At 65.1% G+C, this 12,454-nt stretch carries 13 protein-coding genes; 5 read left to right on the top strand and 8 right to left on the bottom strand.

Translation table 11 applies throughout. The features are described 5' to 3' along the window. A complete protein-coding gene (locus tag E8A46_RS09240) occupies window positions 1-1,197 on the bottom strand; it encodes a DUF2125 domain-containing protein (protein WP_291559688.1) in 1,197 nt (398 codons plus the stop codon). A 110-nt stretch (window positions 1,198-1,307) separates the two neighbouring features. On the opposite strand from E8A46_RS09240, the gene E8A46_RS09245 reads away from it, so the two are divergent. Next, complete coding sequence (locus tag E8A46_RS09245) at window positions 1,308-1,886, top strand: gamma-glutamylcyclotransferase (protein ID WP_291559689.1); 579 nt, start codon at window positions 1,308-1,310, stop codon at window positions 1,884-1,886. Between the two features lie 33 nt (window positions 1,887-1,919). Here E8A46_RS09245 and E8A46_RS09250 read toward each other — a convergent pair whose 3' ends face one another. From E8A46_RS09250 to ftsE, 4 genes are all read right to left on the bottom strand, one after another. Continuing rightward, entirely contained in the window at window positions 1,920-2,693 is a 774-nt protein-coding gene (locus E8A46_RS09250) for a 1-acyl-sn-glycerol-3-phosphate acyltransferase (protein ID WP_291559691.1), read from the bottom strand. Window positions 2,694-2,704: 11 nt separating this feature from the next. After that, window positions 2,705-3,424, bottom strand: a complete 720-nt coding sequence (locus E8A46_RS09255; RefSeq protein ID WP_291559693.1) for a YdcF family protein — start codon at window positions 3,422-3,424, stop codon at window positions 2,705-2,707. Between the two features lie 80 nt (window positions 3,425-3,504). Next, a complete protein-coding gene (locus E8A46_RS09260) occupies window positions 3,505-4,476 on the bottom strand; it encodes an ABC transporter permease (protein ID WP_291559695.1) in 972 nt (323 codons plus the stop codon). After that, on the bottom strand, window positions 4,469-5,128 hold the full coding sequence (ftsE, locus tag E8A46_RS09265) for a cell division ATP-binding protein FtsE (RefSeq protein WP_291559697.1): 660 nt from the start codon (window positions 5,126-5,128) through the stop codon (window positions 4,469-4,471). The genes E8A46_RS09260 and ftsE overlap by 8 nt, the downstream gene beginning before the upstream one ends. 174 nt (window positions 5,129-5,302) lie before the next feature. Here ftsE and E8A46_RS09270 point away from each other — a divergent pair, with 174 nt between their 5' ends. Beyond that, window positions 5,303-6,160, top strand: coding sequence for an MJ0042-type zinc finger domain-containing protein (locus tag E8A46_RS09270; RefSeq protein WP_291559699.1), 858 nt, complete (start codon window positions 5,303-5,305; stop codon window positions 6,158-6,160). 39 nt (window positions 6,161-6,199) lie between these two features. Continuing rightward, on the top strand, window positions 6,200-6,574 hold the full coding sequence (locus tag E8A46_RS09275) for a response regulator (RefSeq protein WP_291559701.1): 375 nt from the start codon (window positions 6,200-6,202) through the stop codon (window positions 6,572-6,574). A gap of 142 nt (window positions 6,575-6,716) precedes the next feature. Here the strand turns inward: E8A46_RS09275 and E8A46_RS09280 are convergent, their stop codons facing one another. Then, a complete protein-coding gene (locus tag E8A46_RS09280) occupies window positions 6,717-9,275 on the bottom strand; it encodes a TIGR02302 family protein (protein ID WP_291559703.1) in 2,559 nt (852 codons plus the stop codon). Window positions 9,276-9,457: 182 nt separating this feature from the next. Between E8A46_RS09280 and E8A46_RS09285 the strand changes: the two genes are divergently transcribed. Beyond that, window positions 9,458-9,838, top strand: a complete 381-nt coding sequence (locus E8A46_RS09285; protein WP_291559705.1) for a carboxymuconolactone decarboxylase family protein — start codon at window positions 9,458-9,460, stop codon at window positions 9,836-9,838. Between the two features lie 11 nt (window positions 9,839-9,849). Continuing rightward, complete coding sequence (locus tag E8A46_RS09290) at window positions 9,850-10,755, top strand: NAD(P)-dependent oxidoreductase (RefSeq protein WP_291559706.1); 906 nt, start codon at window positions 9,850-9,852, stop codon at window positions 10,753-10,755. A gap of 146 nt (window positions 10,756-10,901) precedes the next feature. Here the strand turns inward: E8A46_RS09290 and lysA are convergent, their stop codons facing one another. Beyond that, window positions 10,902-12,167 carry a diaminopimelate decarboxylase gene (gene lysA, locus E8A46_RS09295; protein ID WP_291559708.1) on the bottom strand — a complete coding sequence of 422 codons (1,266 nt, stop codon included), beginning with the start codon at window positions 12,165-12,167 and terminating at the stop codon, window positions 10,902-10,904. A gap of 11 nt (window positions 12,168-12,178) precedes the next feature. After that, complete coding sequence (locus E8A46_RS09300; RefSeq protein ID WP_291559710.1) at window positions 12,179-12,454, bottom strand: lipoprotein; 276 nt, start codon at window positions 12,452-12,454, stop codon at window positions 12,179-12,181.

A 12,454-nucleotide genomic window follows, 5' to 3' on the forward strand; every position in this document is an offset into this window, starting at 1 on the left:
TCAAAACAGCGGCGGCACCTGTCCGACCTTGAGCGGGCCGAGATACACCGTGCCGTCGACGAAGCGCAGCGGAAATGTCCGTGCCTTCTTGCCTTCCAGCACCGCTTCCGTGCCAAGCGCGTTGATGCCCGCGGCAACGCCGATATTGGCGTTTTGCTTCACCGCTTTGCCGAGGCCGGGGATCGCCCGGTCGAGCGCGCCAAGCAGATTGCTGACATCCTGGGTCTTGACGCCCGGCGCGACGCGATCCAGCGTTGCCTGCGGCACGCCCTCATCAAGCATTTTCTCAATGCCGAGCGCCGGAATCACCTTCTCGAGACCGGCAACCGTCATCTGCAATTCGCCGTCGAGGCGCCCCTGGGTGCTGAGCCCGAGCGTGCCGGCGGCGACCGCGATCAGATCGCCCTGCTGGACACGGGATTGCGCGATCTCGACATGGCCGCCGCCCGCCTGCAGTTCACGGAACCGTTCCGGCCAGGGTTTCGGCGCCAGATCCTTGAGGCCGCTCAGCCTCGCCCGCACGTCGGCGTCGAACGGCTGCGCGAGCAGCGGGTGCACCTCTTGCACACTGCCGGCTTCGATCTTCAGGACGGTCTCGATCACGGGATGATCGAGCGCTGAACCTTCCGCAAGACGGCCGTGCAGTTCGACATGCTTCGCCCGCGCCAGCGGCAGCTGCACCGATCCATTGATGCGATCGATCGATGGCTCATCGAAAACGATCGAGGCTCGCTGCGGAACGGCCGGCAATCCCACCACGCTGGAGCGGGCCTTGCTCCAGTTCACCAGCATCGAAGACGTCCCGCGAGGATCGGAGATGGTCGCCGGCGCGGTAAATTCCGCGATCAGCAATTTCGGGTCATAGACCTGCGCGACCACCAGGATTTCGCCGAGCCTGGCCTTGACCGGCGTCTGCGCCGCGGCCTGACCCGCGGTCTGCGATATCAGCGACACGCTGGCGCCGCCGCAGCGCACTTCGAGACGGAACGGAAAACCGCCTACCGTTCGCCTCGCGCAATCGTAGACCCGGCCCGATCTCGCCTCCTGCGCGCGCCAGGCGTCGGCTTTCACCTCGGCCTCGGAGGCCGCATAGAACCAGAACGCGCTCCACGCCGCGGCGGCGATCAGGAGCAGGACGGGCATCAGGAAAAGGCGCCAGAGCTGGCGGCGGCGGGGCGCAAGGGTCATATCGGTCATGGGGCGTGCTTTGGCTGACGATTTTGTCAAATGTAAGCGGCGGTCCGGGGCGCAAAAGACCCGGAATTTCCACTTCGTTTCGCTTCGCAGTTCTGATAGCCGTGCGCAAGATGTCAGCCGAAATCCCGCCCAAGACGGAACTTTCCAAAGACGACCTGTGGGTGTTCGGCTACGGGTCGCTGATGTGGCGGCCGGGCTTCGATTTCGTCGAGCAGTTCCCCGCGCGGCTGATCGGCGAGCACCGGGCGCTGTGCGTCTATTCGTTTGACCATCGCGGGACGCCGGAGAAGCCCGGACTGGTGCTTGGCCTCGACCGCGGCGGCGCCTGCCGCGGCATCGCGTTCAGGGTCGCGGCAAGGCGGCGCGACGATACCGTGGACTACTTGCGCAGCCGCGAGCAGACCACCAACGTCTATCGTGAAGTCATGCGCTCGGTCTGGCTGGAAAACGATGCCCGGCAGCGGGTCAGCGCGCTCGCTTACGTGGTCGATCGTGGCCACGTCCAATATGCCGGGCGGCTCTCGCTGGCCGACCAGCTGCGCTATGTCCGGCAGGGCCACGGTCGTTCGGGCAACAACCGCGACTACGTGCTGTCGACGGTAAAGTCGATCGAGACACAGGGTTTTCGCGACGCGCCGCTGCATCATCTCGCAATGATGCTTCATGACGACACCTCCCTGCACCGGTGAGGTCTCCCTGCGCGGAATGGAAGCGGCAACACCTCAGGCTTTCGCCGACGCCGAGCCTGGCACGCGGCCGAACAACTGTGCCTGCTCGCGGCGCGCCGCCTCGACCAGGCGGTTGGTGGCGTCCTCGATCACCGCGGAGACGCGCACGATGAACTCGCGGCGCGACAGGCCGGGAGGCAACGGATCGAGAAATTCGACCACCAGCGTGCCCGGATAGCGCATGAAGGTCCGGCGCGGCCAGAACAGTCCCGAATTGAGCGCAACCGGCAGACAGGTCACGCCGCAATCGGCATAGATCTGGGCGATGCCGGTCTTGTAGTTTGGCGGCGCATCGACGGCGGCTCGGGTGCCCTCCGGGAAGATGATCAGCTGGCGGCCACGCCGCACTTCCTCGCCGGCGCGGCGCGCCATCGCCAGCAACGAGCGGCCGCCGGCGCGGCGATCAACTCCGATCATGTTCGCCTTGATCAGATACCAGCCGAACAGCGGAATCCATTTCAACTCGCGCTTGAAAATAAACAGCGGCTGATCGAAGAATTGCAGCAGCGCGAAGGTTTCCCACATCGACTGATGCTTCGACGCCACGATCAAAGGCCCGTGAGGAATCTTCTCGAGCCCGCGATATTCCACTTTTGTATTGCAGACCACGCGCATCAGCCAGATGCTGCTGCGCGCCCAATAGCGGGCCACGGTCAGGATACCCGAGCGGGGCATCAGATAGGTCGGGATTCCGACCATCACCCAGAACACCAGCATCAGATAGAACAGCACATTGTAGATCAGCGAACGCAGGAAAATCGAGACCATCGGAAACCCGATCAGTTGGATTGAGCCGTCGTCGGTCTGCGCGGCGCGAGGGAACCGATCGGCGGTTCGGCGACCTCGCGCATCATGTCGAGGCCGGCATCGGCCAGACGCACCCGCACTTCGGCGGCGACGTATTTGACATACTCCGATAGCAGCAGCCGCACCGTCGCGCCACTGGTCCACCACGGCTCGTCGCGCCATTTGTCGCCGACCACGGCAAATGGAATCAGAGTGATGTCGGGCATCGCGTGCGACAATTCGACGATCGCCCGCGGCATATGGTAATTCGACGTTACCACGATCAGCGACTTGAAGCCGCGCTCGTGCGCCCAGCGCCGCGTCTCCGCGGCATTGCTGCGGGTGTTGACGGCGGAGCGATCGAGATCGACGCAGCAGCTCAGCAACGATTGATTATCCGTCAGCGAACGTGAAATGTCGCTTGCGGCATTGGTCGGATGAACGCCGGAGATCAATAACCGCTTGCCATAACCGTCGGCCAGCAATTCCATCGCGTCGGACACCCGCGACGACCCGCCGGTCAGTACCACGATGCCGTCGGCGGTGCGGGCGGGCCTGGTTTCGGCCCCGCGCAACTGCGAAAGAAACCCGACGAAGCCGATCGCGGCGGCCACGAACGTGATCGCCAGCACGGCAACGATCGCCGCATGCAACCAGCGCCGCGGCGCGGCGACCGGTGCGGCGGGCGATCTATCGTCGGGTGGCCGGTTCATGCTGATGTGGCGATCCTTCTGCGTTCAAGTCTAGAGGCTTTTCGGACGAAGTGGAGTCCGGACGGCGCGTTATTGCCGCATCAATCGATGTCGTCGAGCGTCGCGAACAGCGTTCGCCGCGATGCCCAGGCGGTGATCGCCGCGATCAGCACCGCCTGCGCCGCCAGCGCCAGATAACCCGATGGGCGCAGCGAAAAGGTCCCTAACAGTGCGGCGAACTGGTCCCCAACGGGGGTGCCCGAGAACCAGCCGGCGATCGATTCGGAGAACCCGAAAACGAGCATGGCGACGCCGCAGCCGATCACCCCGCCTTGCAGACCGAGCCGAAGAAAATGCCGCAGGAACCGGTTGGCGATATAGCGGTCCCCCGCGCCCACGAAATGCAGGACTTCGACGATCGGGCGATTCGCCGCCATCGCACCGCGAGTCGCGAACGATACCGAAATGATGGTCGCGATAATCACCAGCGCCAGGATCCCGAGGCCGGCGATCACGGTCGCGCCGGTCATCGACCGCATCCGCTCGATCCAGGCGCGGTGATCATCGACGCTGGCGGAGGCCGCCACCTGCGTCACCCGGCGGCGTAGCGCCGCCAGGTCGAGCGTGGTTCCCGGCTGCACCCGCGCGACGATCACGCGCGGCACCGGCAGATCGTCAAGCGAAAGTCCGCTGCCGAGCCAGGGCTCCAGCAGTTTGGCGGACTCCTCCCTGGTGAATGGCCGGACCTCGACAATGCCGGTCTGCGCCCGGATCGCTTCGGCGACCGCCGCCGCGTCACGGTCGATGTCGCGCCCGGGCGCGGGACGCACCTGAATGGTGATTTCACTCGCGACTTCCGACTGCCATTCCGCCGCCGACGCGCTCACCAGCAGCACGGTGCCTGTCGTGATCGATGCAAGGAACGTCATGATGGCGACGACCGCCACCAGCGCGCGGCCGGCGATCGAGGCACGGGGCACGATCGGCGACAGATTGCGCGCCCGCGCCGGCACCTGCGGACGCTCGCGTCCGAGATCCACCAGCGGGCCATGCGGTTGATCGGTCCTACTCATAGATATGCAGCCGTCCCTGGTGCAACACCAGGCGCCGCGCCTCGTATTGATCCATCAGGGTAATATCGTGGGTCGCGATGATGACCGCGGTGCCGGACTTGTTCAGCTCGATAAACAGCCGCAGCAACCGCCGCCCCAGGGTCGGATCGACGTTGCCGGTCGGCTCGTCCGCCAACAGCAGATGCGGTCGCGAGATCACGGCGCGCGCGATCGCCGCCCGCTGCTTTTCGCCACCCGACAGGATCGGCGGCAGCGCGTCCATGCGTTCGCCGAGACCGACCCATTTCAGGAGATCGATGACCTCCTTGCGGTAGCTCGATTCCTCCCGGCCTGTCACCCGGAACGGCAGCGCGACGTTCTCATAGGTGGTCATGTGGTCGAGCAGACGGAAATCCTGCAATACGATGCCGATCCGCTTACGCAGATCGGCGATTTCATCCTTGCCGAGCAGCGAGACGTCGTGGCCGAACAGATTGACCAGGCCGCGGGTCGGCCGCAGCGACAAAAACAGCAATTTCAGGAGCGAGGTCTTGCCGGCGCCGGACGGGCCGGTGAGGAACTGGAAGGAATGGGCGGGAATCTGGAAATTGAGGTCGCGCAAAATCTCCGGGCCAAGCCCGTAACGCAATCCGACATTTTCGAACCGAACCAAGTTCAGCTCCGTTCGATGTGGGGGACGACCGGAAACCTAAGACCGGTAGCCCCCAGCCCGCTGGTTTCGCTGCGGCCGCGAACCAAACAAAGTGGTTGTGCTTGGTTTATGGTTTCCGATTCGTTAACGGTCGCCTTGTACCATTTCGCGGGTATCATTGTGGAGATTGGCTCCATGCACATCGTTTGTCCTCATTGTTCAACGTCCTATGCCATTGATTTGGCTAGCTTGGGCGCGGCTGGCCGTACCGTGCGATGTTCCCGGTGCAAGGAAGTCTGGCTGGCGCGTCCGGAAGACGCGATCGAAATCCCGGCACCGGTGCCTGCGATGGCGGAAACCAGCGGACAGGACGCCGAGCAGGACGCCGCCGCCGAATGGGAGGCGCTCGCGCGCGAGGACGGCGGCGAGGACCAGCAAACCCCGGTTGTCGACAGTCCATCGATAGCCGGCGACTGGCCGGCCTCGACTGGGGACGCAGGCGCCGACTGGCCGTCGGCCGCCCAGAACGATTTGGACGACCCGAAGGCCGCCGGCCGACGAAACCCGTCATGGTTCCGAGCGCTGCTGCGACCGAGCGCGCCGGGAAAGCCGTCTTTCAGCCTCTCCACCGCCTGCGCCGCGATGGGAGCGCTGGCGCTGGCGCTTTTGATCTGGCGCGTCGACGTGGTGCGGCTGCTGCCGCAAACCGCCGCGTTCTACAAATTGGTCGGCCTCGACATCAATCTGCGCGGACTGAGGTTCAAGGACGTCAAGATCACCACCGAGACCGTGGAAGGCAAACCGGTGCTGGTGATCGAGGGCGTCATCACAGGCGAATCCAGCAAACCGGTCGAACTGCCGCGGCTGCGCTTCAGCGTCCGCGACGCGCAGGGCGCCGAGATCTATGCCTGGAATACAGTACTGGAACAGCCGGTGCTGAAGCCCGGCGAAAAAGCCTGGTTCAAGTCGCGGCTCGCCTCGCCGCCTCCCGAAGGGCGTAACATCGATGTGCGGTTCTTCAGCAAGCGGGACATCGCCGGCGGCCATGCATGAACAAGGCCGCCTGATCCCACTCACGAAACAGGTGCTTCGATGCCGCGGGTGCTGATCGTCGACGATGAGGAATCCATGCGTATGCTGGTGGCGCGCGCCATCGCCATGGACGGCCACGACATTGCCACCGCCGAGGATGGCGCCGAAGCGCTGGAAATCCTGAGCGAACAGGGCGCCTTCGATCTCCTGCTGACCGATATCCAGATGCCGGTGATGGACGGGATCGCCCTGGCGCTGGCCGCCGCCCGCGACTTTCCCGAACTGACGATCTTATTGATGACGGGCTTTGCGGATCAGCGCGAACGCGCCTCGGGCCTTAACGCCATCGCCCATGACGTCATCACCAAGCCGTTCACGGTGGCCGATATCCGCACCGCGGTGGCCGACGCGCTGGCGACGCGCAAGACGGGTTAGTGTAGCGCGCTGAATGCGCCGCAACCTCAACTCGTCATACCCCGCGCATGCGGGGTATCCAGTACGCCGCGGCTTCTCGATTCAATAACAACCGCCTCTGGAATACTGGATCACCCGCTTTCGCGGGTGACGACAGCTGGTATCAGTAATCCTTCAGCAGCCGCTCGATGTAATCGAGTTCGATCTGCGGGCGCTGCGGATCGGCGAGGCGGCGGCGCAGCTCTTCGAGAATCCGTCGCACCCGCTGCACATCGATCTCGCCGGGAATCTTGACCGTGAGATCGTCGCCGAATTCACGCCCGTGCAGGGGGCGTCCAAGCGGATCGCTCTGGTTGCCGCCGCTCTGCTGACGGCCGGCACGGTTGCCGGGGCCATCACTCTGGCCTTCGCCATCGCCCTGCTGCATCGCTTCAGCGAGGCTCTGGGCGCCCTTGCGCATCGCATCCAGCGCCTTGCCTTGCGAATCGACGGCGCCGTCGGCGTTGCCTTCGCCGAGCTTGCCACCGGCGTCGCCCATCGCGTTGTCGGCCTCGCCGAGGCCGTCCTCGCCGCCGTCACCTTGTTGCGGATCGCCGTCCTGACCCTTTTGGCCCTGCTGCCCCTTCTCGCCGCGCTGGCCCTGCCCCATGCCGCGCTTGGCCAGTTCGTCCTGCAATTTCCTCAAGCGGTCGCGCAGGCCCTGTTGATCCTGCTGCAGATCGCTCATGCTTTGATCGCCCTGCTTGCCGCGCTGCCGGTCGCGCCGCGAATCCTGGCCCTGCTTGAAGGTCTTGTCGCGCAACTGCTGTTGTTTGCGGATCATGTCGCCGAGTTCGTTCAGCGCCTGCTCCATGTCGCCGTCGCCGGACTGGCCGGGCTGTGCCATTTGCAGGTTTTCCAGCATCTGCTGCAGCTGTTCGAGCAATTGCTTGGCGGCGGCCTTGTCGCCGGAGCGCGACAGCCGCTCCATGCGCTCGATCATGTTATTGAGATCCTGCTGGCGCATCACCCTGGTATTGGGATCGAGTGGGCGAGCCAATTGCTGCGGGTTGTTGCGCAGCTGCTCGGCGAGCTGACGCATGAAATTGTCCAGCGCCGCGCGCAGGTCCTGCGTGAGTTTCTTGATTTCCTCGTCGCTGGCGCCCCTTTCCAGGGCCTGCTTGAGCGCCTCCTGCGCGGCGCGCAGCGCCTTGTCCACATCGGTGATGTTGCCGTCCTCGATGGCGACGGCGAGCGCCCAGAGGCTCGCGACCACCTCGCGCATGGCATCATCGGTCCGCGCCGTCTCGAGCTGCCGCGCGGCGCTGTGCAGGCCCAGATACTGGCCGGTCTCGGGCATGAACAATTCCGGCGCGATCATCATCGCTTCGAGCGCGTCATAGACCTGCCCGTTCTGATTGGCATCGAGCGCCAGAATGCGGCGCTGCTCGATCAGCGCCCGCGCCAGCGGCTTGGTGAACAGCCGCTCCGGCAGCCGCATGTTGAACGGCTCACTGCGCCCCTCATTGGCGGCCTCGTCCTTGGCCGTCAGCGTCAGCGTGACGTCGGCGCCGGCATAGGGATCCTCGCTGAGGTCCTTGACGGTCTGGCCCACGCCGTTGCGGGTCCGCGCATTCGGCAGCACCAGGGAAAGCTGCGGCGGGTCGAACAGCGGCCGCGGGTCGGCACCCTTGGCCGCGCCGGCGCGGCGGACGGCAAAAAGCGCCCGGGCTTCGGTGACGCCGTAATCATCCTCAATCTTGTAGGACAGCTGCAGCGAGCCGCGGGCCTGACGCTCGGGATCCTTCGCGAGCGCAATGGTCGGGGCGCGGTCCGGGATGGCGCTGAACCTCCACTGCGGCTGACCGGAGGGCGCGCGGACGTGCACCGTGCCGTCGCCGGTGATGGCAAAATGCTTCTCGTTGGTCCCCTTCGGCGCCTGTTCGGCCGGCACTGCTTCGCTCACGCCGCCGCCGGCCACGACATCGAGGGTGCCGCCGCTCGAACGCACGATCAGCGTGCTGCCGGTCGGGACCGCCAGCGGCCCCGCCGCGGGCATGGCGGCTTCCTTGTTCGCCGCCGACAGAATGATCGGTGGCTTGCCGGTATAGAGCGGCGGTGTCACCCAGGCATCGACCCTGACATTGGCCGCCGCCAGCACGCCATTCCAGTCGAAGGCAGCGGCGACCCGCATCCGTCGTTCGTCGCCCGCGGCAATATAGGCCGCGACCATCGTCACCACGATCAATGCCCGCAGCGCCCAGGGATCGTGGATCGCCAGCCGCGGCGACGGCAGGCCGGCGCGGATGCGCTTGATCGATGCCAAAGTGCGCTCACGCTGCGCCTGCCATAGTGCCAGCGCGACCGGATCCCGCATGACCAGCGTGTCGGTGAGCGCCGTTGCCGGACGATGGCGGATGCCGGTGCCGCGATCGAGCCTGTTCAGAGCCTGCTGCCGGCTTGGCCAGCGAAACCAGAGCAGCGGGAGCAGCGCGGCCAGCGCCAGCGCCATGAACACGCCAAGCCCGATGGCGCGGGCGACGAACGGCAGCGCCAGCCACAGGCCGGCCCACGACACCGCCAGAAACAACCCGACCACGGTGCAAAGCCGGGCCAGATGCGGCCAGCCACGCTCCCATGCGATGGCATATTCGGCTCGCCGCAAGGCCTGCGCCAGCTGCAGCCGCGAGGCGGCATCAGGGGGTTGCATTGGCTCTGACGGGTCGGGATTGGCGCCGCTCAACAATCTCTCCAGGTTGCCCGGATCACACCGTAGCACAACGGCAGCAGTGAGGCACCCACCCACGACGGTAACCCACACCCGGAAATACGCATAACACGGAGGCGTGACTGCGCCGCCACGACCTCGTAACGTTGGGCACGGAACCGGCAAAGTGCATTTTAGGGAAACGCCAAGGAAACGTCATGGACAAGAAGACACACGACAAGGGACTGGAGATTCGAAAAGCGGTGCTGGGCGAGGCCTATGTCGCCAACGCGCTGAAAAACGCCGATGACTTCAACAGGCCATTTCAGGAACTGGTCACCGAATATTGCTGGGGCGCGGTGTGGGGCCGCGAGGAACTGCCGCACAAGACCCGCAGCATGCTCAATCTCGCCATGATCTCGATCCTGAACCGGCCGCACGAGTTGCGGGCGCACATCAAGGGCGCGTTGACCAATGGCGTAAGCCGCGACGAGATTCGCGAAATCTTCATGCAGGTCGCGATCTATGCCGGCATTCCCGCCGGCGTCGACAGTTTCCGGATCGCGCGCGAAGTGTTCGCCGAACTCGACAAGGGCTAGGGCGCTTCACCATGGAAATCGGATTCATCGGCCTGGGCAATATGGGCTTCCCCATGGCCCGCCGCCTGATCGAGGCCGGGCATCAACTCGTCGTGTTCGACCAGCGCAAGGAGGCCGTGGAGCGGCTGGTAGCGCTGGGCGCGCAGGCGGCGTCCTCGCCGAAAGACGTCGCCGACCGCACTGAGACCGTGCTGGCGAGCCTGCCCTCGCTGCAGGCCTCGCTCGAGGTGGCGACCGGAACGGATGGCGTCATCGAAGGCCGGCGCGTCAGGCGCTTCGTCGATCTCTCCACCGTCGGATCGCATATGGCGGTGCGGATCCACGACCTTTTGGCGAAGCACAACCTCGTGCAGCTCGACAGTCCGGTCAGCGGCGGCGTCGGCGGTGCCGAAAAGGGCACGCTCGCGGTCATGGTTTCGGGTCCTCGTGCCGACTTCGAGACGGTGAAACCCGCGCTCGACGTGATCGGCAAGGTATTCTTCATCGGCGAGAAGCCGGGCTCGGCCCAGACCATGAAGCTTGCCAACAATCTGTTGTCGGCGACCGCCGTGGTGGCGACTTCGGAAGCCGTCGTGATGGGCGTCAAATCAGGCCTCGATCCCGCCGTGATGATCGACGTAATCAATGCGGGCTCGGGCATGAACACCGCGAGCCGCGACAAGTTTCCCCGTGCGATCCTGCCGCGCAGCTTCGACTACGGCTTCGCCACCGGATTGATGGTCAAGGACGTGCGGCTTTGCCTCGAAGAGGCGAAATCGCTGGGACTCTCGATGGAGGTGGCCGAAGCGGTCGGACGGCTCTGGGAAGTGGTGATCCGCGAGATGGGCGCCGAGTCCGATTTCACTTCCGCGATCAAGCCGATCGAAAAGGCGGCCGGCGTGGTGGTCGGAGGCAAAGCCGCTCACGCCGCGAAGTGAAACTCCTTCGTCGTCCCGGCCTTGAGCCGGGACCCATAACCACAGGCGTTTGGCGTTATCTAGGCTGGAGCCGCAGCTCGATCTCTACAAACCTCGGCGGTTATGGGTCCCCGCGTTCGCGGCGACGACAAACTACTGCCGGAGCCTCACAACCACGGCGCAGGCTTGTCCATCGCGATCAGGGCCTCGGCCTCGACGCGGGGCCGCACCACCGCATACTGGTCATCCTTGACCAGGACTTCCGGCACCAGCGCCCGGGTGTTGTAGGTGCCCGACTGCACCGCGCCATAGGCGCCGGCGCTCATGACCGCCAGGAGATCGCCAGCTTTGGGTTCCGGCATGGTCCGCCCCAGCGCAAGATAATCGCCGCTTTCGCAGACCGGCCCAACCACGTCGGCGACGATCGTCGGCGCGCCTTGCGGGGCGGCACGGACCGGCAGCACGTCATGATGCGCCTCATACAGCGTGGGACGGATCAGATCGTTCATCGCCGCGTCGATGATAACGAAATTCCTGGCATCGCCATGCTTCAGATAGATCACGCGCGTCACCAGAATCCCGGCATTGCCGACGATCAGCCGGCCGGGCTCGAACACCAGCGTGCAGCCGAGATTATGTGTCACCCGCTTGACCACGGCGGCATAGGCGGAAGGCAGTGGCGGCGTTTCGCCGCCGGCATGGTAGGGAATGCCAAGGCCGCCGCCGAAGTCGATATGCGAGATGGTGTGGCCGTCGGCGCGCAGCGTCTGCACGAATTCGGCCAGCAGCCTGAACGCGGCTTCCAGCGGCACCAGATCGGTGATCTGGCTGCCGATATGCATGTCGACGCCGGTGACGCGAATGCCGGGCAGCTTTGCCGCGCGGGCATAGACCGCGCGCGCCCGGTCGAGCGGGACGCCGAACTTGTTCTCGGACTTGCCGGTCGAGATTTTGGCATGCGAGCCGGAATCGACGTCGGGATTGACCCGAACCGAGATCCGCGCCACGCGCCCCTGCTCCTGCGCCAGCCGCGACAGCAATTCGAGTTCGGGCTCGGATTCGACGTTGATGCAAAGAATGTCTTCCGCCAGTGCTGCGCGCAGCTCGGCTTCGGTCTTGCCAACCCCGGAGAATAAAATCTTCCCGGGCGGGATGCCGGCGGCCAGCGCGCGCTTCAACTCGCCGCCGGACACCACATCCGCGCCGGCGCCGAGCTTTGCGAGCGTGCGCAGCACCGACTGGTTGGAGTTGGCCTTCATGGCGTAGCAGATCAGCGACTTCTCGCCGGCAAAGGCCTCGCTGAACACCCGGTAATGGCGCTCCAGCGTCGCGGTCGAATAGCAATAGAACGGCGTGCCGACGGCCTCCGCCAGCTCGATCAGATTCACCGCCTCGGCGTGAAGCACGCCGTTGCGATAGTCGAAGTGATTCATGGCGAACTCGGTTAGTTGCTGTTCAGGAGCGGGTCGAGGACGAATGGTCGCTTCGGACCTCTGCCGGCGGTTGGTGGCGCATTGGCGCCGTAGCTTGGATCGAACACGCTCGGTTTGCTCGCCTGATCGGCCTCTGGATTACTCTGGACAGCTGCGGCCGGTTGCGACGACGCGGTCGGCGGCAATTCGAGCGGCCCCTTGCGGCCGCAGCCTGCGAGCGCAAGCACCGCTGCGCTGAGCAGAACAAGGGCCCATCCCCGATATTTTGGGCGGTCGTTGCGATTCAC

The sequence above is a fragment of the Bradyrhizobium sp. genome (genome assembly GCF_004799445.1).
Lineage (GTDB): Bacteria > Pseudomonadota > Alphaproteobacteria > Rhizobiales > Xanthobacteraceae > Bradyrhizobium.